This window comes from Sporolactobacillus kofuensis (genome assembly GCF_024125425.1).
GTDB lineage: Bacteria > Bacillota > Bacilli > Bacillales > Sporolactobacillaceae > Sporolactobacillus > Sporolactobacillus kofuensis.
The window spans coordinates 71,602-95,532 of the sequence record NZ_JAMXWN010000003.1; the positions used below are offsets into that span (position 1 = coordinate 71,602).

At 42.1% G+C, this 23,931-nt stretch carries 19 protein-coding genes; 6 read left to right on the top strand and 13 right to left on the bottom strand.

Annotation, left to right across the window (positions count from 1 at the left end):
• Positions 1–167 precede the first annotated feature (167 nt).
• The gene (helD, locus tag NIE32_RS03210; protein WP_253052961.1) at positions 168–2,498 is read right to left on the bottom strand and encodes an RNA polymerase recycling motor HelD; all 2,331 of its coding nucleotides are present in this window, start codon (positions 2,496–2,498) and stop codon (positions 168–170) included.
• Positions 2,499–3,132: 634 nt separating this feature from the next.
• On the opposite strand from helD, the gene NIE32_RS03215 reads away from it, so the two are divergent.
• Positions 3,133–3,525 (top strand): hypothetical protein, encoded by a 393-nt coding sequence (locus NIE32_RS03215; protein WP_253052963.1) that lies wholly within the window; start codon positions 3,133–3,135, stop codon positions 3,523–3,525.
• 121 nt (positions 3,526–3,646) lie between these two features.
• Positions 3,647–4,129, top strand: a complete 483-nt coding sequence (locus tag NIE32_RS03220; protein ID WP_253052965.1) for a hypothetical protein — start codon at positions 3,647–3,649, stop codon at positions 4,127–4,129.
• Between the two features lie 2 nt (positions 4,130–4,131).
• On the opposite strand, the gene ybaK is transcribed toward NIE32_RS03220, so the two are convergent.
• The 6 genes from ybaK to NIE32_RS03250 form a co-directional block, all read right to left on the bottom strand.
• Complete coding sequence (gene ybaK, locus NIE32_RS03225; protein WP_253052967.1) at positions 4,132–4,614, bottom strand: Cys-tRNA(Pro) deacylase; 483 nt, start codon at positions 4,612–4,614, stop codon at positions 4,132–4,134.
• Between the two features lie 437 nt (positions 4,615–5,051).
• On the bottom strand, positions 5,052–6,101 hold the full coding sequence (locus NIE32_RS03230; RefSeq protein ID WP_253052969.1) for a PTS sugar transporter subunit IIC: 1,050 nt from the start codon (positions 6,099–6,101) through the stop codon (positions 5,052–5,054).
• Positions 6,102–6,615: 514 nt separating this feature from the next.
• The gene (locus NIE32_RS03235; RefSeq protein ID WP_253052971.1) at positions 6,616–7,206 is read right to left on the bottom strand and encodes a DNA-3-methyladenine glycosylase; all 591 of its coding nucleotides are present in this window, start codon (positions 7,204–7,206) and stop codon (positions 6,616–6,618) included.
• A 164-nt stretch (positions 7,207–7,370) separates the two neighbouring features.
• Positions 7,371–8,312, bottom strand: a complete 942-nt coding sequence (locus NIE32_RS03240; protein WP_253052973.1) for an aminopeptidase — start codon at positions 8,310–8,312, stop codon at positions 7,371–7,373.
• Positions 8,313–8,337: 25 nt separating this feature from the next.
• Positions 8,338–9,297 (bottom strand): TerB family tellurite resistance protein, encoded by a 960-nt coding sequence (locus tag NIE32_RS03245; RefSeq protein ID WP_253052975.1) that lies wholly within the window; start codon positions 9,295–9,297, stop codon positions 8,338–8,340.
• Positions 9,298–9,385: 88 nt separating this feature from the next.
• On the bottom strand, positions 9,386–10,759 hold the full coding sequence (locus tag NIE32_RS03250) for an MFS transporter (RefSeq protein WP_253052977.1): 1,374 nt from the start codon (positions 10,757–10,759) through the stop codon (positions 9,386–9,388).
• A gap of 205 nt (positions 10,760–10,964) precedes the next feature.
• On the opposite strand from NIE32_RS03250, the gene NIE32_RS03255 reads away from it, so the two are divergent.
• Positions 10,965–12,347: a hypothetical protein gene (locus NIE32_RS03255; RefSeq protein WP_253052979.1), complete on the top strand. Its 1,383-nt coding sequence runs from the start codon at positions 10,965–10,967 to the stop codon at positions 12,345–12,347.
• A gap of 249 nt (positions 12,348–12,596) precedes the next feature.
• Here the strand turns inward: NIE32_RS03255 and NIE32_RS03260 are convergent, their stop codons facing one another.
• The 3 genes from NIE32_RS03260 to NIE32_RS03270 are packed head-to-tail and all read right to left on the bottom strand — an operon-like array spanning position 12,597 to position 15,272.
• Complete coding sequence (locus tag NIE32_RS03260; protein ID WP_253053278.1) at positions 12,597–13,613, bottom strand: ABC transporter substrate-binding protein; 1,017 nt, start codon at positions 13,611–13,613, stop codon at positions 12,597–12,599.
• Between the two features lie 18 nt (positions 13,614–13,631).
• Positions 13,632–14,453: an ABC transporter permease gene (locus NIE32_RS03265; protein WP_381451662.1), complete on the bottom strand. Its 822-nt coding sequence runs from the start codon at positions 14,451–14,453 to the stop codon at positions 13,632–13,634.
• Between the two features lie 48 nt (positions 14,454–14,501).
• Positions 14,502–15,272 (bottom strand): ABC transporter ATP-binding protein, encoded by a 771-nt coding sequence (locus NIE32_RS03270; protein WP_253052981.1) that lies wholly within the window; start codon positions 15,270–15,272, stop codon positions 14,502–14,504.
• A 386-nt stretch (positions 15,273–15,658) separates the two neighbouring features.
• Between NIE32_RS03270 and NIE32_RS03275 the strand changes: the two genes are divergently transcribed.
• Positions 15,659–16,417, top strand: coding sequence for an ABC transporter ATP-binding protein (locus NIE32_RS03275; protein ID WP_253052982.1), 759 nt, complete (start codon positions 15,659–15,661; stop codon positions 16,415–16,417).
• A 3-nt stretch (positions 16,418–16,420) separates the two neighbouring features.
• On the top strand, positions 16,421–18,055 hold the full coding sequence (locus NIE32_RS03280) for a hypothetical protein (protein ID WP_253052984.1): 1,635 nt from the start codon (positions 16,421–16,423) through the stop codon (positions 18,053–18,055).
• 724 nt (positions 18,056–18,779) lie between these two features.
• Here the strand turns inward: NIE32_RS03280 and NIE32_RS03285 are convergent.
• From NIE32_RS03285 to NIE32_RS03295, 3 genes are all read right to left on the bottom strand, one after another.
• Positions 18,780–19,301, bottom strand: a complete 522-nt coding sequence (locus NIE32_RS03285; RefSeq protein WP_253052986.1) for a hypothetical protein — start codon at positions 19,299–19,301, stop codon at positions 18,780–18,782.
• 1,847 nt (positions 19,302–21,148) lie between these two features.
• Positions 21,149–21,409 carry a hypothetical protein gene (locus NIE32_RS03290; protein ID WP_253052988.1) on the bottom strand — a complete coding sequence of 87 codons (261 nt, stop codon included), beginning with the start codon at positions 21,407–21,409 and terminating at the stop codon, positions 21,149–21,151.
• Between the two features lie 169 nt (positions 21,410–21,578).
• Entirely contained in the window at positions 21,579–22,532 is a 954-nt protein-coding gene (locus NIE32_RS03295; protein ID WP_253052990.1) for a nucleoside hydrolase, read from the bottom strand.
• A 126-nt stretch (positions 22,533–22,658) separates the two neighbouring features.
• Here NIE32_RS03295 and pepT point away from each other — a divergent pair, with 126 nt between their 5' ends.
• Positions 22,659–23,891: a peptidase T gene (gene pepT / locus NIE32_RS03300; protein WP_253052992.1), complete on the top strand. Its 1,233-nt coding sequence runs from the start codon at positions 22,659–22,661 to the stop codon at positions 23,889–23,891.
• Positions 23,892–23,931 lie beyond the last annotated feature (40 nt).

Here is a 23,931-nt window from a genome sequence, read left to right on the forward strand (position 1 = left end):
AAAAACTGGGCAAAAATCGCCCAGTCCGTATTTCGCATTGATTAAACCTCGATTGCCCGATGGCCGTGGCCGCACTAAGCGTCAACCAGTCACATGCATAAAGCTCGTCCATCGTACCTAAATGGAACAACCACTCAACGCTCCGATCGTTACAAACCCCTTGTGCCTCAGTCGGTTTCTTGAGTGTGTAGATAATGTTCCACTGGCACATCGTTAAGAAAAGGACTCGCTTCGCCACTCGAAAGCAACACCAGTTCATGCATCGCCCGAGTGCAGGCCGTGTAAAAGATAGTACGTTCATGCTCACGACTATAATTATCTCGCGAAGCATCGTAAATAATGGCTGCATCAAATTCAATGCCTTTTGCAAGATAAGTAGGAATGATGATAAATCCTTTGTCAAATTGATACGTCGCCTGTGTGATTAACTTGACTTCCATTTTATTTTTAAGTAGCCGATAAGCTTCTTTACATTCCTTCATTGTCTTACCAATCAAAGCGAACGTTTCATAGCCGTTTGCTTTGAAGTTCTGAATTTTATCAAAAATAACTTTTGGCTTTCCGGCTTCTGTAGTATCAATCCATTCCGGAAGCTTACCACTGCGTTCAAATGGCTGGATATTATCGCCGCCCGGAACAATAACACGTGAAAAATTCATAATTTCTTTCGTTGAGCGATAACTGCGCATCAAAGTTAACTTCTTCACTTCATCCTTTTCATAAAGATGTTCAGACAACATTGTATCCGAGCCCAAACTCTGTGCATAGATGGCCTGATTAATATCCCCAAGAATGGTCATCCTGCATCTTGGAAAAGCAGCCTGGAGGTAGGCCAGTTGAGCCGGTGAATAATCTTGGGCTTCGTCAATAATCAAATGACGAATTTCCTGATTTCCCTTTCTTCCCTGAATTTTTTCCTTCATATATAGATAAGGAACGGCGTCTTCCCAAGGGCAATCCCCCTCCTCAAACCTCATGCGTGTTGCTCGGCAAATATCTGTCCAACGATCCGGTACCGACTCGTCTGCATATTCTTGATAAAAAATTTCACTATATACCTTCTGACAATTAACAAACTCAAGCTGCTTCACTCTTCTGCGCAGTGGCTTAATACGTCGATTCATGACAATCTTACGCAGGAGCTGCTCTTCCCGATCATAATCATCAAATGTTTCTTCACTAAACTGCTTCTTCTGCTGCAATGATTCAAAGATGCTGGCATAATCCGATTTGTCGAGAAGTTCTGCCTCTTCGAGTACCCAGTCCGCTTTTCGTTCCTTCTTTGAAAATGCTGCGATACGGCGGAGCAACCAATCACGTACTTGTTCTAATCGATTCAATAATGTCTGTTCATTAGGAAGCGCATAAAAATAGCTACCAATGTCTGCTCCGGAAACAATTATTCGATCCTGGAAAGTCACATCGCGAAAGCTCATGCCCTGCACCTTTAAGTGTTCAAGCCAATGATCGATCATTTCTCTATATTTGAGTGAGGCCTTAAATCGTATGCCTGCAATCCTCGTCTTCAATTGTTCTCCTTCCGGCATGGTCAAACACGTTTCTGTCTGATCAAAAGGGTTTTCCAATTGCAAATCTCTGCCTATACGCTCTTCAATGAAATCTTTGAAGGTGGTTTGTACAACATTTTCTTCACCTAATTCAGGTAAAACAGAAGAAATAAAACTAGAAAATAGTGGATTTGGAGAAAAGAGCATCATGTTATCGGATCTCAACGTTTTTCGATAACGATAGAGGAGAAAGGCAACGCGTTGCAATGCTGCTGATGTTTTTCCACTTCCCGCTGCTCCTTGCACGATTAAGTACCGATCCGATTCATTTCGGATAATTTGATTTTGTTCTTTTTGTATGGTGGCTACAATACTTTTCATATGTGATGATGCTCTTCCACCAAGTACCGCTTGTAACAGAGTATCGCCAATAGTAAGGCCGGTATCGAACATGCCTTTAATTTTGCCTTCTCGGATAATAAACTGACGTTTCAATGTCATATTTCCACGTACTTCACCATCTAAAGAAGCGTATTTGGAAGGACCCGGAGCATAATCATAATACATGCTTGCGACTGGCGCTCTCCAGTCATAGATCAGAAAATCCTCATTCTTTTCATCCATAAGTGATCCGATACCAATATAAAGAGGCTCTGATTTCGTTTCATCCTCTTCACAAAAGTCAATTCGGCCAAAGTAAGGCGCATCCTGGAGTCTAAATAATGTTTTTAGTTGTTTGTTCATTAGACCATGTCTGCGTTCGCGCTCAGACAATAATTCCGCTTGCTGTTTTATACTTGCCTGCGTCTCATAGACATCATCGTTTTCATCGAGATTGACCGTTACGTCTTCCCAAAAATTCTTGCGTAAATCAACAATTCCTTTCTTCACGTTGCTCTTTTTTCCAGTTATTGTTTCAATTTTTCCTCCAATAACTTCAACCACTTCATTGACGCGTTCTTGTTCTTGTCGTCGTTCGCTCCGAACCATATACCGAACACCTCTTATTTATTAATCAGCATAAAACATGTCTAGTCACCAACGCTAACGCTCTGACATCATCAATTTCTGTATAAGCGTAAATAATTATTTATTTACGCCTCATAAACCATTGACAAATGTATATATTTATGTTATTTTAAAGTTTGGCTTTCATGTAATAATTTGTTCTTTGTTGATTTATAACTATAACATGCACCAGCTAAAACTTCAATATCCGCACAGTCCTAGATATCATCGTAACATGTTCCTTTAATTATATTCTATCCCTGCGCAGAATGTATCTCATACATCCGTTTAGGTACCAATAAATTAGAGATACTATTCGCGTAGTCCGATGCAAGGCAGGGCGTGAGATTGTTTTATGGTAAAGAATCATTTTACAGGTGAAAGAAAAAGCGTTACTCTTAAAGAGTATTGATCAATAACGGAAAGGCGTTTGACCCATCGTTTTCCAAGACTTGAGCCTAAACGCTTTAAATATAGAGAACGCATAAAAAGCAAACGCTTTCTTGAAATCGCTGTTCAAATCCGGACAAACAATGTTTCAGTATTTACGGCGAAGACATATAATTGAATTAGGATCTTTTTCTGAAGATCCATTTAACGAGGAGGGGTCCATTTCATGAAAACAATAAGCAGTATTCAGGATCTTAGAAAAGCACAGACTGCCATTGAGAATTTCAAAGAAAGTTATCCGAATACTTTCTACCGTCTGTTGCATCTTGTAAATTTTACAAGGCAACTGCAATTTAAATATGAATACTTATGCGGTCTAATGCTTGGAAAAGATGCATTTGCATCGCATTATGCCCCTCACTTCGTTCAGAGATCGATCATTGATCTCTACAAAAATGAAATTGAAAAAATTCACAAGCATCCTCAAGGTTTGCGTGCTCTTGAACAATTGATGAATGCCCACCTAGAGATCGGGTATGAAAATTTCTGTATGCTCGTGCGTGGAAAATCACCCGAAGAAATTAAAGGTATTTATTCCAATAATAAAATCATTAATTAATGTTCACGCGTTTACTTATATGATCGTTTCTTATTAAAAAATTGCGTTCTCCATCTAGTATCACTCATTAATATGATTTTTTGTCGTTCAGTTTCTATTACGCCGGAAGAAGGAAAAGAAAATGGTTAACGCACCGCTTTTCGTGCATCATGTGATATTCCCTGTCTTTATGTTTTATTCCTTTCCGCCACTTCTTGGTTTTGCATCATTAGCTAATCTGCTGATTGATATGCTCGTCTTCATATTAGCCATCAAATTTTTCAGTATCCCTGTCGCTTGGCGTCAGGGATTAAACATGTTCATTTCGCTTTGGCTAATCGGTCTTGTCGCTGATGTTGCCGGTTCGTTATTCCTGACCTTTACCGGTGCCATCAGTTTGAAAATGAAAACAAATCTCGTGAATTATTTTTCTATCTATGCTTCGCCGACAAGCATCCTATTCTTCATTCTCGCCGTTGTTCTTTCCGGATTCATTATCTATTGGCTTGATCGCCTCTATTTGAGTGGCCCCCTTTCAAAAAAACAAGCCGCAAGAGTGGCGCTGGTTTTCGCCTTTCTTACAGCTCCCTATACATTTTTGATTCCAACGAGTTGGATTTATTAAATTTACCGTGTGATGTCCGCGAGTTCAGCATCTGCGGCCTTTACTAAATCATTTACTTCTAAAATGATCTGCAAGCCTTTTTTCCCACCACTGACAATAATGTGGTCGATGGCTTGTGCAGAGGCATCAATCACCGTTTGATACTGTTTCTTCATTCCAATTGGTGAACAGCCACCCCGTATGTAACCTGTATGTTTCTGAATATCCTTCACATGAATCATCTCTACTTTTTTCTCACCAACCGTTGCCGCAGCCTTTTTCAGATTCAATTCTTCGGCTACCGGCACGACAAACACAAAAAATTCACCGCTATGTCCCTGTGTCACAAGTGTTTTAAAAACATTTTTGGGATCTTCCCCGACCTTTTTTGCCACAGATAGACCATCAATAAGTCCATCACTAATTTCATAGGTCTGGACTTTATAGGGGATATTCTCAGAATCCAGAAGGCGCATTGCATTAGTTTTCGCTTTCGATTTCGCCATACGATCATACTCCCTTTTCATTTCTTGGTTCATTTTAACATAGGTCTTCAAAAGTTGCAGACCCCTGACTAAACGGGTATATATGTTAAGCTTTTCTCAGAATGTCGTTTGATAAATTAGAAAAACGAAGCTAAGCCTGACCCTTGGCTATCCCTCCAATCTTTGTGCTTGAATGACACTTCGGTTGCTTGCTTTCCGTGAGCAGTCCAGGAACCTCCTCAGACATACTTTTGCCTGTGGCATCTTCTTTGCCATTGGCCTGCACTCCCACAGGCGTCTCGCACCACGCCTTCTTAAACCTATCCCCCCGAGAAACAATTTAAACATACAAACTGGTTGGCGAATTCTTTACTCATAAAAAAAAACCGCAGCGATATCCTTAGATCGATGCGGTCAGATTTTCTATTCTCTTTATAATAATGAAGAATTCTGTGTTATTACTGCACTTCCATGTGCAGGTCGCCTGCTTTAACCCATCCAAAAAGTTTGATAACACGATAGAGTACGATCGTGATTACACCAGGAATAAGTACACCTGCAACAATAAATGTCAGCAGACCTTTAAATCCTTGAATGGCCAATATGTTCAAAGGAGCGATGAATGAACTAAGGCCGAGTCCGCCGAGTTCGTACGGAACCTGAAAATGAAGAAGCATGGTTGCGATTGGGGCACTCACAATCGCTGCAACGAATGGTGGAACGACGAGCTTCGGATTTTTCACGAGATTAGGGAATTGCACTTTAGGTGTGACAAACGCTTGAGCAAAGAAACCGCCAAAGTCATTTTCTTTAAATGACATGATCGTAAAACCAACAAATTGCACGGTGCAGCCAATCAATGCAGCAGCACTGGATACCGGGTCAAGTTGAAGAGCAATTGCCAAAGCTGCCGAAGATGCCGGAGACATAAGGAAGATACTCCACACCAATGCAATCACCATTGACGAAATTAACGGAGATCCTTGAACAGAATGTGTGATTTGTGCGCTGACCCAATTCAGAGCCGGTGTGACAACTTGTGCCAGCCCGTAACCGCAAACACCACCAACAAGTACCGATAAAAATGGGATCGCCATCATATCAAACTTTGTTTTCCCGCTAACCTTTTTGCCAATGTAAATCGCGATCAAAGCTGCAATGACACCACTGACTGGTTGACCTGTAACAATCTGAAATTGTTGAACCGGCGCTTCATGGACAATCTGAATCGCATTAGCACCAACTGCCGAACAGGCCATGGCACTGAACATGGTTAACGTATTCGCACGAAGTTGATAAGCAATCCCCGCACCAATTGCCGGCGCAAGCAATACTTTAGCAGCTCCGCCAATAGCCATGAATGGCCAATAGCCAGTAAACTTGCCCAATGTTTCAAACAGTAGCCCAACACCTAATGTTACCAAGATCGCATTAGCAATCCCCGCCGAAGCCTTATACATTCGATCCATGAAATAATCCTTCATTTTCTGTTTCCTCTCTGCATTCATCCTTTTTTCGCTCCTTAATAATTTTTCTCTAATAATTTAATAATCAAAATATTCTGCCACAAAAAGTACCATTAAAGAAGAATACGATGTTTAAAACACCTCATGAACACTACGTATTAACAAGAAAAATTTGAATAAAAAAACCTATCCGTTATCGTTTTCGGATAGGCGCTCCTTTGCGATTGCTTGAGCGCCTATTTTTGACGATGATAAGCTAGACTCAAACAATTCCATTTAATTCAATGGTTGTTGTTTCAGTCCTTCATGTGCGCAATCGCAAAATAATTCGAATCAAGCCCTTGACTCGTATGTTGTTAATGACTTGTGCCATGATGCTCACTTCCCGTTTTCTGACTTTTTGTGGTTGACACTGATACTATCAGAATTCGATCAAGTTGTAAATACCTGTTTTGCATTTTATTTTAAAATTTTCTGTAAAAATACTTAAGCACTGATTTTCCCGATATTATCAGTGATTTTTGTCTCATGTGCGTCAAATTATCTAACAAACAAACTACCTTGATTTCGAGACATAAGGATTATCTGCAACCCAATGTCTCCAAGGATAAAAACGTGCCTCGCCTGTATTTTCAATTCCGATCCGCGGTCCACTTGCAATATCTTTCGGGTGAAAGCCCTGGGCAATATAAAGTGGTGGTTCAAAAAAACAGCGCCCATAGTCACTTTGCGTGATCTCTAGTGCTGCCGTTAATTTCCCAGGACCATTCGTCCATTCCACCGGTTTTTTCTTGCCCCGACGAGCGGCAATCAAGTCGATGCCATCACATGGCTCAAGTGCACGGATTAAAATGGCTTCAGGTGTATTTATTGGACCACTGACTACATTTACAAGAGTATGGGTATGCATTGTAAAGGTGTATACATGTCCAGCTGTGGAAAACATGATTTCTGTTCTTTTTGTCCGACGGTTTCCGAAACTGTGCGCCGCACGGTCTTCGGCACCCATGTAAGCTTCCGTCTCAACGATATAGCCTGAGGCAATCCCTTCATCCGTCTCTTTGACGAGAAGACAACCAAGCAGCTGTTTCGCTAAAAGTTGTGTCGGCTGAAGATAAAATTCTATAGGTAACGGTTGATGGCGCATGGTTTAACCCTCCGACATTTCAGTGCCATTATTAGTACAACTTACTGAATTTTGAGCACCTGCATTTAAATGACAGAGGCCAAAAACGATGTAATTTGGGCAAGGCATACTGAATTCTTTTTACTGGCAAACATCAAAAACCACTACCGTTATTCTGTTCAAAATCACACAATTAATTGCCCTTTGTCCATCACTTTCGTTCCGTCAATCCAGAAATCCGGTTCTGTAAATACACAATCAATATGAACACCAGCATCGACTGTCCCACCAAATGTCAAATTGCTGCCAAAAGCGACATGCGTTGTTCCATACACTTTTTCATCTTCAAGCACGTTTCCCGTAATACGCGCCCATAAATTCGTACCAATCCCAAATTCCGCGACATTACGTCCTTTACCTTCTCCGAGAATTTCCAAAAGCTCGGCGTCTCCCTCACCGTCTGCCTGAATCAATTGGCCGTTTTCCACAGTCAGTAGCAGTGGATTGCTCAATTTTCCTACCCCTACTACTGATGCGTCCACGAAAATTTCTCCTGAAGCGGTACCTTCTACCGGTGCTATAAACGCTTCACCAGAAGGGAGATTTCCTGATTCGCCAGGATTAAGGTAGACACCCGGACTTGGCACACCTTGTCTGCCGTTGATTGAGAAGGTAAACGGATGTCCCTCTTTTTCGATTCTTACCTCGCTCCCTTGATCAAGCAGCTCAGTCACACGTGTTGTCAGTGTACGAACCTTTGTATAATCAGCTGTAATCGCACCTTGTCGAAACATATCTTCCGTGATTCCCGGCATGGTCGCAATACGCGTTCCAGCTGCTGCGGCCTGCTTCTTTGCCTTTGTATGCGTCATTGAGAATTGAGTAATGCAAACCGCCACGTCCACAGCTGCGAGCGCCTTTGCGATGGACACCGGAGGCTCTTCGCCTGATCTTTTTCTTGCTTTCATGACCATCAACATCGCTTCCGCACCGAGTGCTTGTCCCGCCGAGTACAATGGTTCCGCCAGATTACGCTCTAAATCGTCAGTAACAATTAAGAGTTGTTCGCCGGATTTCAATCCCAAACAGTTCAGGAGCAGTTTCTCACATACTTGTTCCAAGTCCATTAATCTCTACCTTCTCTCTATTTTTTCAATGCACGCGTGCATTCATAATTTGCTCGTAGGCGTGCTTAATCTCAGCAACCTTAGAGTTGGCTTCCTTGATTGCTGCTTCGGATGCCCCCTGACTCATTAATCGATCGGGATGATTATCTCTAATCAGCTGTCTATACTTCTTTTTAATGACTTGGTCAGTATCCTCAGGTTGCCCACCAAGCAGATGATAACACGCATCAAGATCCATTGATTGTGAAGTAGTATTGGAAGACCTTCCAAAAAATTGTGCTTTTATTGCCTCATAGTCATTTTCTAAGCCAAAAATTGCAGCAGCTGTCCGAATCATTTGCTCTTCTTCCGGACGAATTGCACCATCGGCTGCAGCAATTGCCAAAAGGGCAGACAGTGTATCAACAAGAATGTCCCGACGACCTCGTACCGAAGCATATAGATTCTGTGCAATGGATTCAACCGATTCAGTTGAATACCGTGCTTCATTAAAAAGGTTCATGATTTGTTGCAATTGTGCTTTTGTGGGTTGAAACGCCTGGCGAACCAGCTGGTCAACCAGACGCACTTCGTTCTCAGAAACAACCCCATCTCTTTTCGCCAATTTGGCAAAAAGCTTCACGATCCATTCAATTTGCGGCATGAGGCGATCATCTTGCATGCGAGACACGTGACCATCGGTGCCGTATGTAAACGTTTGTCCGCAATTTGGACAGGTCCAATTGCCCGGGATATCATCAAAAGCAACAGAGCCACCACAATACGGACAGGATCGAGACACTTTTTTGTCCCAATGTACATGCGCATCGCCGCCCCATCCCCTGTTAAATGGCCGACGACTGCTATTCGCCTTTGGCAAAAAGAAAAGTATAATTAAGGCAACCCATTCAAACAAGAAACCCGCAAAAAACCAAAGAATCACATTTCTTCTCTTTGCAGATGCGCATACAGCTGTAACGATAGCAAACAACAATCTCCAACCCAAATACGATCAGTCCCTTCTATCTCTATGCAAAACAAGGGCATTATTGGTATATTTGTCCATTTATGTAGATTTTATTAAGTTCTTTAAATTATTCGGTGATCTTCTTATGTAAACGCATGTTCTTGAAAAAGAAAAGGCTGATCAAAAGAGCAAGAATGCTCACGAAAACCAGTACCCAAGATAACTCGAGAAGATGATGTTGCGTGACCGTTTTTCCAAAAATTAGGCCGAGCACAGCAGTTGAACCGATCGAACCAATATAGCGGCATGTCTGAAACAGTCCTGATGAAGTGCCTACAGCATCTTTCGGAGATGCATCCAACATCGTTGATTGGAGCGCTACATTGCCAATCCCATAACCCGCACCAAGAATCATAAGCACAGCACCAATTAACCAAGACGTTTGCATTGATACCCACAGAAGTCCAATCGATCCGAGGGCAGTCAGCAATGCACCGATCTTAATCGGCATCGATGTTCCTTGACGCTCAATCCACCGTCCGCTAAGGAGCGAAACGATAACGCTTGCCATAGACATGAACAGCATCATCGCTCCGCTTAGTCGAACACTCAGATGCATGCCACTTTGAAAATAACTGGGCATTCCGTAGAAAAGGCAGTAATTAGCAATGTTCAGCAAAATAAACAGCAAATAGACAATTGACAACTTGTGGTTGCTCTTTAACAGGCGGACATCAATAAAAGGCTGATTTGCATGCCATTCGTATACGCATAACAGGATAAAACTGAGAACAGCAACAGAAAGGATAATATAATTGACGGATTCTTCCAATGTGAGCAAGAACCATAATAAACTAATCATTCCTGTTGAAAACAGTGCAATGCCTAATAAATCAAGTTTTGCCAACAATGTTTTAAAGTGTAATGGTTTCTTCTTCACATCTTTTGGAATCATAATCCAGCCCAGAGTGAAGCTAAACAGGATGAACGGAATATTGACATAAAAGATACTTTGCCAGCCGCCCCAAACAATTAAAAAACCGCCAACCGTTGGACCGAATGCAGTCATCACGGATGCGCATATTGCCAATACGGCAAGTGACGTTGCTTGTTTCGCATGGGGCACATGATCATGAACAAGCGCTACACCTGATGGATAGACTGAGCTACTTCCGGCCGCCTGTAACAATCGCATCAGTAATAATAGTGAAAAAGTAGGGGCTATGGGTGCACTAAGAGATGCAGCCGCTGCAATAATTAGCCCCGTCAGAAACAATTTTTTCCTACCGATAAGGTCACCCATTTTCCCAGTAATTGGTTGACCAATCGCACTGATTAAATAGAATCCGGAAATGAGCCAAGACACCGTTGCAAAAGAGAGTTGGTAGTCCTTTTGGATACTATGAAGTGCCAGGGCAATCATTGATGAATTTAATGGATTTAAGATCGTTCCTGCCGCAACTGCCGTGATAAAAGCAGCATTCCCTTTCCTTATTTTCATTATCTCCACCCACTTTCTATGGAGCTTCAGATTCCCATCTCGTCCCCATAATTTCTTATTTCGATCTTGCCATCTACTAATCACGGTAGTATTTTTTTGCATATTGCGCAAGTTATTCATGCTGCCTCACTCATATTTAGGGCAGTGATTCGTTCATTCTCTACACGTAACAACCGCCCACATGCTGTGAATTGGAGGCAATCGATTGAGCCGCGCAATTTATTTACTCGCCATTTTGAGTTACATACTTGCAACGTTATTTCCCTATATAGTTTATCTGAAAGCTTCTGTTTCCTTGCTCTGTATGCTTGCAGTATTGGTCGGTTTGAGAAACGTACGCGGCTTGGCTCTGGTTTTCGGTAGCCTTTTTCTTGTTGCAGGAAGTTTGATGCTTGTGGTCAGCCATGCCAGTACTTTTCACTATGTGACATGTTTCGGCGAGATGATCCAAATGATCGCGCTCTTCGCATTGATCCCTGTATTGTCCCTTCCGATTCGTTTCGGTCATTATTCGGATGAGATGGAACAACTGATCAATAAAAAGGTGAATAAGCCCAAACAGTTCTATGTGCTTGCATCCGGTGTTTCCTTTATGTTCAGCTCGTTTATGAACTTAGCAGCGCTTCCGTTGACCTATCAATCCATTGCCTCATCAGTCCGCCATTTTCCTTTTTCAAATCAAAACAAGTATCTTAGCTGTGCGATCACACATGGTTACGCGATGCCTTTACTCTGGAGTCCCATCACACCGATTGTCGGAACCGTACTCTATATGACCGGAACCCCCTATTTAACAATACTTCCTCACCTGCTTTTTTTAAGTATCGCGGGCTTGCTTTTGGACTATTTAAGCGTTCGCATCATTTTCCGTCAACGAGACACAGAGCAAAACACAAGAGTGATCGACCATGCTGTTGCACGATCGACCGCTTCGAAAAAGCGCGCACCTGCGAAACTCTTGCACATAGTATGTGCCATACTCATCCTGAATGGCTTGATTACACTGCTCGATCATTTTTCTTCCTATTCATTTCTCTTCCTGGTCACTTTAGCTGTTCTGCCATTCACTTATCTATGGTGTCTCATGATCCACAAGACCAAGTATTTCTATTCCGGTGTTCGGATGCATTTTAAGACCGATCTCCCCAAGATGCAAAACCAATTTTTCATCTTCTTAACGGCCGGCTATTTCATCACCGCATTACATCAATCAAAAACAGACGACATCGTTAGTCATTGGGTGAGCACGCTAATTCAACACACCGGATTGCAACTATTTCTTATTCTCTTGCCTCTGATCCCTTTTGCACTCGCTTTTATTGGTCTCCATCCTGCAATTGGACTTGCACTGATTTCCGAGGCGTTACATGATCAAGTCCTGCAACAAGCACCTATTGCAGTCACCATCGCAATGTTGGGGGGAGCGATTCCTGCTTTTTTGATGGGTCCATATAATGCAACTCTCGGCATGATGTCCAGTTTGATTCAAGAGCAGCCCTTTACCCTCTCCAATTGGAATTTTCCATTCACTGTGCGCTATCTGCTTCTGTTAACTGTATTTGTTCAGTATCTCTATGCATGGGCGTAAAAAATCCGAGCAACGTTAATGCTTGATTTGAGCATTTCCATAATTAGAGAAACCAGGCTAAGCCCGGTCCTTGGCTATCACTCTTTATACGGTTAATTCACCAAACTTTGTACTTTAATAACACTTCATTACTCGCTTTCCGCGGGCGTCTCGCGCCTTCACCCAATTATAGTCCAAAATTATATACGATCTGAACATATCATAAAAACAACGTGCGGATGATCCGTACGTTGTCGTTTATCCTGCCGTTTATTTATTTTGCGCTTGTGCCTTTTTCACAAACTCCATATCAACCAGTTTACTGTATTTATAGCCTTTGGTATAAATGCCGGTCTTTTCCAAAACGTCCATCGGTTTCGCAACCGATGCTTTTGTAATATAACCGTCCTTACTCCAGAGATTATCTTTATATGCACGATCCATCGCTGCTTTCAGACTCGCTTTAGGTGTTGATGGGAACTCTTTCTGCAATACTTTGAATGCTTCGGCTTTATCCTCATTGACAACCTTCAATCCTTTAAGCATCGCGTTCACAAATTTTTGCACGGTTTTCGGTTCATTTTTAATCGTTGATGCTTTCACACTGACTACGGAGTAGGCATAGTCACCGAGGCTTGGAAAGCCATAGAAGGGTTCGCCCCAAGCACTTTTCTTAATCCCCTCATTGATTTGTGGCTCTGCGCCATTAGCCATGTCTGCTTTTCCTTGCGAAACGAGTGAAACAACAGCTGCTGCATCTGCGGGTTCATCTAATTTTACATCTTTGTTCGGATCCAGCCCGACTTTCATCAATAAATAACGTGTCAGCAAGTTTGGACTCCCGCCATAGCGTCCGGCGGCAATCGTCTTCCCCTTCATAAATTCGGCAAGATCCTTGTTGCTGTTTCCGATTAATTTTTGCTTTTTGTTGGCCATGAGATACACATTTGCGCGATTTACCACATTAACAACCGAAGTGATTGGATCCTTGCTCTTATTATTAGCAATTTGGTTCGAATCCGGTCCGCCAATAACACCCCACGCGTCACCACTGACAACAGAGGTTACATGTGCACCGCCGGTTGCCGTGATCGTTTTGACATTAAGTCCTTCTTTTTTAAAATAGCCTTTATCAATGGCAACATATAATGGAAGATAAGCAATCAAATGAACAGGTTCGGCAATCACTATATTCTTCATTTTTTGTTTCGTTTGCTGCGATGCGCAACCGGTCAATACAAGTGCTGCCATCAGCAATAGGCTCAATGCCCATTTCATCTTTTTCATCATCACTATTCCCTCCGATTATGATTTTGAGGTTCTCCCTTTCATCAATACATGTTCCAGCCAAGCCGTTCCTAAATACATCACGACGGACAGAATGGATAGTACCATTACGCCGACCCAAACAAGATCAATGTTCAAAACCTGACCGGCATAGAGGATCATACGGCCGATCCCCTGTCTTGAACTAATAAACTCACCAACGATCGTACCCGCGAGCGCCAGAGAAATATTGATTTTTAGAATGCTGACAATCCAAGGAATCGTGGTGGGAATGACCACCTTCATGAACACATGGCGCCGTTTCGCTCCAAGCGAAATCAGCATTTTTTCTAGATCGGGATCGACATTCTGCACGCCGCTATGTGCTGCAATGGCAGCAACAATGATCGTCATAAGAAAAGCAAGGATCACTTTCGAATCAAAACCGATGCCGAACATAATAACGAGCACCGGTGCCAGTGCGAGTTTTGGGATGGCGTTAAATGCAATCATATATGGCTCAAAAATTCTTGAATAAAGTGCCGACCACCAAAAAGATAAGCCAAGTACATAGCCGCCCGCAGTTCCTAAAATAAAACCAAGAATAGTGGATCCTGAGGTATAGGCGAGATCTTGCAACAACGTCCCCTGGGTGATCGCTGTCCATCCGATTCGGACAATTGTACTCGGACTGCTCCAATAATAGCTATCCAGCCAGCCGATCCGCGTCAAGAACTCCCAAAAGAAAACGATAATCACACCGACTAGGATCTGGCCGACAAAGGCCCGGCGTCGCAATTTTGTTTGCGCAACACTCGGATCTTCAATGATCATTTCTTTGTTTTTCAGCTTCTCCGGCATAACGTTCACCTCCGTTCCGCCTTTTGCCCGTTCTATAATCGTACCGGCTTATTCAGATGATGCACGTTCCTCTCCGAGCATCAAAAGTAATTCTCTTTTCAACGTCAGAAATTGGTCGTCCATTAGCGTCTTTTCACTGCGCGGGCGCGGCAGTTCCACCTCGATTTTTGCTTTGATTTTTCCGGGGCGCTGCGTAAAGACATAAATTTCATCCGATAAATAAATAGCTTCATCAATGTCATGGGTAACAAACAGAATTGTTTTCTTGAAATCATTCCAGATCTGAAGCAACCAATTTTGCATCTGCATGCGTGTTTGGGCATCAAGTGCGCCGAACGGTTCATCAAGTAGAATGACATCTTTGTCGTACAATAGTGTGCGGATCAAACCGGCGCGCTGTCGCATCCCGCCGGACAATGCATCGGGGTGATCGTATTCGAAACCACCTAGTCCATAATTTTTTAGCATGGGCAGTGCTTGTTCGCGTGCTTTCTTTTTTGGGACGCCGCGAATTTCCAGACCGATAATGACATTGTCGAGGATTGACCGCCAGGGTAACAGCAGATCTTTCTGCAACATGTACCCGACATGCCCGCTCTCACAGGTAATGTCCTCCCCATCAAGAAGCACTTCACCGCTCGACGGCCTGATGAGTCCGGCCACGATATTAAAGAGCGTTGACTTTCCGCAGCCGCTCGGTCCAATGATGCTGACAAAACGGCCGTTTTCCACATGCATGTCGGCCTCTTCCAAGGCGCACATCGGTTCACCGTTCTTTTTGTAATACTTGCTGCAGTTCACGATCTTGAGCTCGCTCACCGATGACCACATCCTTTTTGTGGTTTACGCAATAAAAATGTATCAATCATTCGTTTCCTTTTCCGCCGACTTATCGAACCAAGTCCAGGATCAAGCTGATTGAAGAACAGAAACATCACAATGACTGTTCGCCATATTTGCTCCAATGAATTGGGCTCTGCTATTGATATATGCATTGGGCATCAGCCGTGACACACAATCGATGATACGAATGGGAAATTAATAAAAGAATAGAGTCTGTCATGCTTGGACTTTGTCATCATTCATGCATTTTTTGCAATACTGTGTCTTTTGAGGAAATAGCGACCTGTACGTGATAATCTAGTAGTAGATACTTTGGACGGGAGATGAGGACAATCGACAGAGAGCATTCGGTGATTTTATCTATGGAAGACCTGACGATGAGCTATGGAGGGCATGACGTTCTAAAAGGGATCAACCTCGAAGTCCTGCGTGGGCAGATTATCGGTTATATTGGGCCCAATGGTGCTGGAAAAAGTACGACCGTCCGTATTATGCTTGGACTCCAGAAAGGCTATGGCGGTAAAGTTTCTCTTTTTGGTGAGGATATTCGTAAAAGCGGTGTTGCTTACAAAGGGCGAATCGGCTATGTTCCGGAGACAGCGGAAGTTTACGACATGCTGACCGCTCGGGAGTATCTTGTGTTTTCCGGCGGCTGCTACGGTATAGATGAGAAAAGAGCAGAACGCAAAGGGCGGCTTCTTATGGATCAATTTGGGCTCGCTGACGCTTTTGACGTGCGCCTGTCCTCATTCTCCAAAGGTATGCGCCAAAAAGTGCTGATCATCTCCAGCTTGCTCCATAATCCGGATTTGCTCTTCTTTGATGAACCACTGAGCGGACTAGATGCGAACAGCGTGTTTGTATTTAAGGAAATTCTTGCCCAGCTTGCTGAGCAAGGAAAAACAATCTTTTATTCTTCTCATATCATGGACATTGTTGAGAAAATCAGCCATCGCATTGTACTCCTTTATGACGGACAAATTGCTGCGGACGGAAGTTTCGAAGAGTTGAAAGCTCAAAATAAAGAAGGAACATTGGAGGAGATTTTCAATCAGCTGACCGGCTTTCATCAACATGCACAAATTGCTGAAGACTTTGTTTCCATTGTCAAAGAGGTGTGACGAATGGAAAAGATCCGTTTTCTCAAATTGCTCGATCGTCTGCGTTGGCTTTTTGAACGGCTTGGTGTCGATTACACGATGATGCGGAAAATTTTAGCCGTAAAATTACTAATGGATACTCGACGAACACCGGTTTTACTGAATCAACGAACGAGAAAGAAGTATAAAGAAGGAAATCTGTTTCTCAAATCACTTTGGGTTTATGCACTAACCGGGCTATTTATTGTCCCAATAACTTTCATTGGATCCCATTATCTCTTTAAAATGAGTATTACTTTCAGCATCATCCTCTTTATGGTGATAACTGCGATGATCGCCGATTTTTCTTCGGTGTTGCTGGACACCCGCGATCAATCGATTTTACGAACAAAACCGATTGATGCTAAAACGCTACATGCAGCTAAAACCGTTCATGTCTGTATTTACCTCATACTTCTTACCGGTGCGCTCGCTCTGCCGTCCGCAATCGCCGGGCTACTGCGCAGCGGACCGCTGTTTTTATTGCTGTTCCTGCTGAATCTTGTCCTGATTGACCTAATCTCCATCTCATGCACCACATTCATCTACTTAATTGTTCTTAAATTCTTTGATGGTGAGCGCCTTAAGGATGTCATTAATTATGTGCAAATCTTTCTCTCCTTTATGGTAGTGATCGGCTATCAGCTGGTGATCCGTGCGTTTGATGTCACGATGACCAACATCACGATAAGCTTTTCCTGGTGGCAACTCTTTGTTCCGCCGCTCTGGTTCGGCGCAATGTTTGAATGGATGCTTGGTGGTCGGCACACTGCAACGCTCTCAATTTTTGCACTTCTAGGACTGGTTACGCCGATCGTGCTGTTCTTCATTTATCAAAAGTTCAGTGCAACCTTTGAAACTGCGATTGCCAAGTTGTCCGCGCAGGAAGGAGCAAGTAGGCATCGGCTTGGCAGAATGAATCAATTGTTTGGTAACTTGCTTTGCCGTAGTCAAGAAGAACGGGTCTTTTTCCGATTCGCATCACTGATGATGAAACAGGACCGAATGTTTAAGCTTAAGGTCTACCCATCATTGGGCATGTCATTTGTATTCCCTTTTATCTTTTTATTGAATAACTTGAACGGGTCAACATGGAGTCAAGTGAGCAAAGGATCAGGTTACTATTATGTCTATTTTAGCCTGCTTCTCATTCCCACTGCCCTGTTCATGCTTAAATACTCCAGCGCTTATAAAGGTGCCTGGATCTACGGCACCACGCCGATTAAAAACCGAACCGCCATCTTCTCCGGAGCGCTAAAGGCCTGTCTTACAGAGCTTTTTTTGCCTGTATTTCTGATTTTATCAGTGCTTTTTCTGTTCCTTTTTCAGTGGCGTATTCTGCCGGATTTGATTGCCGTTTTGCTTACAGCTCCCATTTTTTGTGTGGTCAGCTATCACTTTTGCATGGACGACACGCTCCCCTTTTCCGAGCCTTTTGATTCAGCGCCGACTACCGGAAATTATATGATTCTCTTTCTGTTTCTGATCGCAGGCCTGTTTGCGGCTACACATGCCTTGATCCATTGGCTGTTTCCTGAATATGGGCTCTTGATCTACATTGTAGGGTTGCTAATCGCGAACATAATTGTTTGGAAAACGGCGCTGAGAAAGGAAGGTTAATATAAGAAAAAACATTGGCGTGCTTTCCAAGCATTTTCATCTCTGTTCTTAATCGTTTTTTATTGACAGAATACAAGAAAGAACAAAAAGATCAAGAAATTTCTCTTGATCTTTTTGTTCTTTCGTCTAGTAATATTTAAGCTACAACTGCTCAAACGGAAATACCAATAATTACCATAATAATTGTATATATAATATTTATCGCTGCAGGATCCGAACCCCATGTTGGCGGAATATTTGCTACTTGTCCCAATATTCCAACATATTTTGACTTTTTCCTTTAAATTCTTTTATATACGATCAAAACAATCAATTTCCCAAAAAAATAAAAGCAACATTTGATGAACTCAATATTCTAAAATACCAACTGAAAAATTCCACTAAAAGTCGATCGACTTTTTCTTGCAGGTTGATTCCTGGTTCCTGAGTGGTACCCTTGAGCCGTCGCCAGTCATCAAAGCGGTACATCTAATCCTTATCCATTACACGCTCCGTGGTGGATTGAATCAGTGGATCTTCTTTGATCTACTGTTCAAGCTCACTCATCTCCGTTGTCCAAACTGTAAGATCAAATCAACGGAAAATCTTCTGCAACACTAATTTTCTTGTCCGTTCATTTCCTAGCATTTTTTCTAGCTAACTGCTGCTACGCAAGCCACGCTTTTTTCCTTCATTTGGAAATTTCCCAAAGTGGATTCTTTCAACTTTCTCGTCATGGTTTTTCTTACCAAAGATTGATACCCTGTTCTGACGGATATTGTGTCGGATCATGATCTATATAACCAGACTGCAATACATAAGATCCATCTGGTTTTTGCCAGCCAGAAACATAAATTTTTCCATGATCATCAAATGAAGGTGTCTTTCCATAATTTCCATTTGGAATAAGCACTTTGCAGTCAGATGGGATGTAATTAAATTTTTGGTTATCTTGATTGTAGATATCCACCCCTTCTGACAAACCGTATTTTGAACCATCCATGTAGGCGTACGATGGCCCCCACTTATGCTTATTAAAATCATACAATAGGCAAATTACTTGATAACCTGGCACCCCATCTTTTGTTGCGAATTTCTGGAAATGATCCGGAGACAGTCCCATATATTCGAATGTACCATCTTCAAACAGATAAAAATCTGGATAAGCATCATTCGAAACGTCATTGTGGAGATCTCGTGCGCTAAATCGTACACCGGCTGGTTCCCAGCCTTTTTTATAAAGAACTTGTCCATAGCGAAGTCGCATTTGTCCACCTCCGATGACTTCGATCTCAAAATCATCACCAGGATTACCATAATACAAACAATAACAGTCCATAAAATTCACCTAACCTTTCAATTATTTATGTGATCAAACAAATATTGTTTCAATTATTGTCGATCCACACTTTAACGTGTTGAGTGAATTTCATGTTTGTGACAAATAACAATCCAATCAATCTAAAAGCTTAAAAGCAGTTTACATACTTTTACATGTGTAATTTGTCGTTCTAGTAGGACTTTGCTGAATAAAGGAATACTATTGATACAGAAGGAGGGTGAACACTTTGTCGAATGAATAGGCAAGAAAGAATGCTGCGTTCCGGGCAATTCAAAAAAACTTGTACTTGAGGCGATTAGATTATATAAAGATCAGGAACATCTTAAAGCAAAACGAATGAACATAATTTAGATGCATGCGTTGCGGGTGTTAGTGGACAATTTCTGTTGCATAGGGCATATGATCAGACTGTTGCCCTGATTCAACCAACACATTTGGTTAAGAACCAATCGGTCATTAAATGAGGCTACTTTATGACTAAGATTAATAACATGGACAGGAAAAGTAATCAACAATGTAGAAATTGTTAGTCAACAAGAACTTGCAGTAAAACGAAAAAAGTTTACATATTTGATAGATTTATTATGTAGTATGAGGAGAAATGTATAGTATGCGAAATCTTTTGAAAAAATCAATTCAACGCAAAACAGAACAAAAGAGTATGCTTAAAGTTTTGGTTGATATACTCTTTTATAGTCTTATAGCATGTCTGGCTGTTTATCTCATGACACGTAATTTGACTATATTACTACTATTTTTCATCATTGCTTTAATATACCCTATTGTTTTCATTATTTATATCATTCGCCGAGCTAATAAAACCTGAAATAAGTAATTAGTGAAGGAACTGAAAACCCCATGGCTACGGAACTCATTATGACTATAAATACCGTTTTGCTTGAATGCTGTTTCTTGAGTTCACGAACCACATTTTTTCTTAAAATGGTGCGCATGAAAATAAGGCATAGTGCAATAGGAATTGGTTGTAGCAAATGGGGAACAGAGTCATAATGCTTGATAAAACTAATTTGCCATGACATCATGATTAAACAGTTGCCAAAAAGTAAAAAAGCCGTTTTGAGCATAAAATAATGGTCACCCCTATCTATATTCATCAGTTGACATTCAATCGTAAACTAATCAGGAATTTAGCGCTTTTTAGACTATCTTATTACCAATATACGATTATAAAATGAAGAAATGGAGAGAATATTTATGGTTGAATTTAATCAGAAAACAAAAAAACAAGATAAACTGACAAAGACGGTAAAAATACTCATTTACATTATCTTTGTATTTTTTATTCTGAATATTATTAACCCGCGACTCATTTGGCAACTCCTATTCTTCTTAACACTAGTCGTTTTCATTATTGTTTACGTTATTTGTGTTGTTAGAATACTAAGGAAGAGAAAACGAAGCTCGTCAAAAAAGCAGTAACGATCCCTAAAATTCCGGCTCCTAGTGAACAAAATAGAATGGTCATAAAAGTGTAATTTTTTAGAAGTTGACGTGAAGCAGGCCTTCCTAAGAAAATTCTAAACAAGAGGAGAAATAGAAGTATTGGTACTGCCTGAAGAAAATGAGGAAGGATATGATAATACCTACCAAAAATAGTTTGAAGAAATATACAAATAAATGTTAAGCTAAAAATTAATAAAAGAATTTTCTTCATTGATTTCATCTCTGTTCCTAATCGTTTTATTAACAGAATACAAGATATATAAAAAAGATCAAGAGAATCTCTTGATCAATTCGTTAGATTTATTTAACTACGCAAGTAATAATGCCCATGCGGCAATAACTAAAAGTGCCAAAATAGCTGCATTTATGGCATTCATCGCAGCAGGATCAGATCCCCATGTTGGTGGATTATTTGCTACTTGTCCCCATATATTTTCGAGAATTTTGAGAGGATTGGCAATTATACTTGAATTAATATCTTTATTATTTTCACCAACCCGTTCATTAAGATTATAAATAGGAGCTACATTTGGTGTTACCCGCACCTTTGGTAATAACCCTAAGACCATCCAAAACTACTTGAAATTAAAAATATAGCGATCTTTCGGCACCTCTTGCTTGAGCATCCGTATTTTTTTCCGAGATTTCACACAGACGGACACCTGCACCGATTTATTGACTCCAGAATTAAATGTTACCCACTTCCGCTTATAATGCCCCTGTTACATACATGACACCTCATTGCCGTGCTTGCTTCGCGAGGTCTACGATTGATTGAAAGAATTTATCGGCTTTCACATCATAAACAATCTCTACCTCACGCCCGTCTTCAGTCTCCTCGATCCGTCCTTGGCTTGGCTCTTCCGTATGTACGCTTGTGTGCACCTTCTTCGTACGAACCAGTTCGGGATTGCCCGTAGCCATTGTCGTCAAAACATCCCACAGGTAGTACGTTGAATTGGTTTCAAAATGAACGAGCGGCGGCACCGCTGCATAGCATTGACCAAGAAAATCAAGTCCTGTATATTTCCGAAGTGACGCCCACTGATTGCGGATTGGTACGGTTAACGGCACCTGATTGGTACTCTCGAGTGCGACCATTTGCACAGGAATGCTGCTGCGCCAAACACGCGCAACCGCCTCAGGATCCCAGAATGCGTTCCATTCCGCTGTACCATCATGTTCCGGCTCCTGCACATTTCCTACTGGATTCAATGTGCCGCCCATCCAAATCAACCGCTCGATTTTCTCCTCAATATTGGGAGCAAAGTCGAGTGCACGCGCCACATCGGTCAACGGTCCGGTGCAAAGGAGTGTTGTTTTTCCAACACTCCCCTTAACCGTTTGCGCCAAATGCTCATGCGCAGGCAGCGTACTCAAAGGCGCTTCTACTTTTCCCGATTCATTTAATAGAGGAAGCGCATCAACGAAAAACGGGTGCATACGCCATTCTTTCGGAAAAGGATTGTGCCCGCGCGAATTCGATCGCGCGACCTCTACGGGTTTCCTTCCAAACCGGTCGATTATTTTCCGACTCGCCTCAATGCCCGGCGTTAAATACCCATCAGCGGGAATGACCGAAACACCCGTCACCTCCACCTGCTCCATCTGCAGCAGCAGAAATAAAGACACAAGATCATCAATACCCGCATCGTGATTAAAATAGACATTCATTCGTTCCATTACCTGCACCCTTTCTTTTGCGAAACAATAGCTTCTGTCTCTTAAAAATAGCAGACTTGATCAAAGGAGAGCAAGCATGATTTGAAAGCGTTGAAGTGGTAAGATAATACATATGACAAAAGGAGGCAAACTCTGTTGAAAGACGACTTGATTAAACGCTTCACTTCATATGTTAAAGTAAATACCCAATCCGACGATGACAGCTCAAGCTGTCCGTCAACCCCTGGACAGCTGACACTGCTGCACCAGCTCGTTGATGAACTAAAAGAAATCGGCATGCAGGACGTCACGATCGATGAAAATGGCTATGTGATGGCCACTCTTCCGGCGAACACGGACAAAGAAGTGCCTGTTGTTGGCTTTATGGCGCACGTGGATACCGCCACAGACTTTACCGGAGACGGTGTAAATCCGCAAATCGTTGAGAATTACGACGGCGGTGACATCGTACTGAATAAAGAACTGAATGTTGTACTCAGCCCGAAAACCTTCCCAGACCTTAATAAATATAAGGGACAAATGCTGATCACAACTGATGGAACAACACTCCTTGGTGCTGATGATAAAGCCGGTGTGACGGAGATCATGACGGCTATGGATTATCTCATCCAGCATCCGGAAATTAAGCATGGTAAAGTGCGCGTCGCATTGACACCCGATGAAGAGATTGGCCGTGGACCACATAAATTCGACGTTCAAGCTTTCGGCGCATCGCTTGCTTATACGATGGATGGCGGCGCACTCGGCGGTCTTGAATATGAAAACTTTAATGCTGCTGAAGCAAAGCTCATTTTTAAAGGCAGCAATGTTCATCCAGGATCGGCAAAAGGTAAAATGCTCAGCTCGATCAAAATGGCCGTTGATTTTCAAAACCAATTACCTGCTGAAGAAGCACCTGAATTAACCGATGGCTATGAAGGGTTCTACCATTTGCTTACCTTCAATGGCGATGTTGAACAAACCAAACTCGTCTATATCATCCGTGATTTTGACAAAGAAAAGTTTGCATCCAAGAAAGCCTTTGTTCAGGAAACGGTCAAGAAGCTGCAGGAGAAATATGGCCCGGGCAGCATCATTCTTGAACTGAAAGATCAATACTACAACATGAAGGAAAAAGTTGAAGAACATAAAGAAGTGGTGGATGTCGCCTATCAGGCGATGAAAAACCTAAACATTGAACCACAAGTTCTTCCAATCCGAGGCGGTACTGATGGTGCACAAATCTCATTTATGGGCTTGCCGACACCAAATATTTTTGCCGGCGGAGAAAATTTCCACGGGAAATTCGAATACGTCTCCGTAAATACAATGATCAAAGCAACAGAAACCATTGTCGAGATTGCTCGACTCTTCGAAGAACAAGCATAAATATTGATACACGAAAATGCCGACCTATCCTGATCAGGAT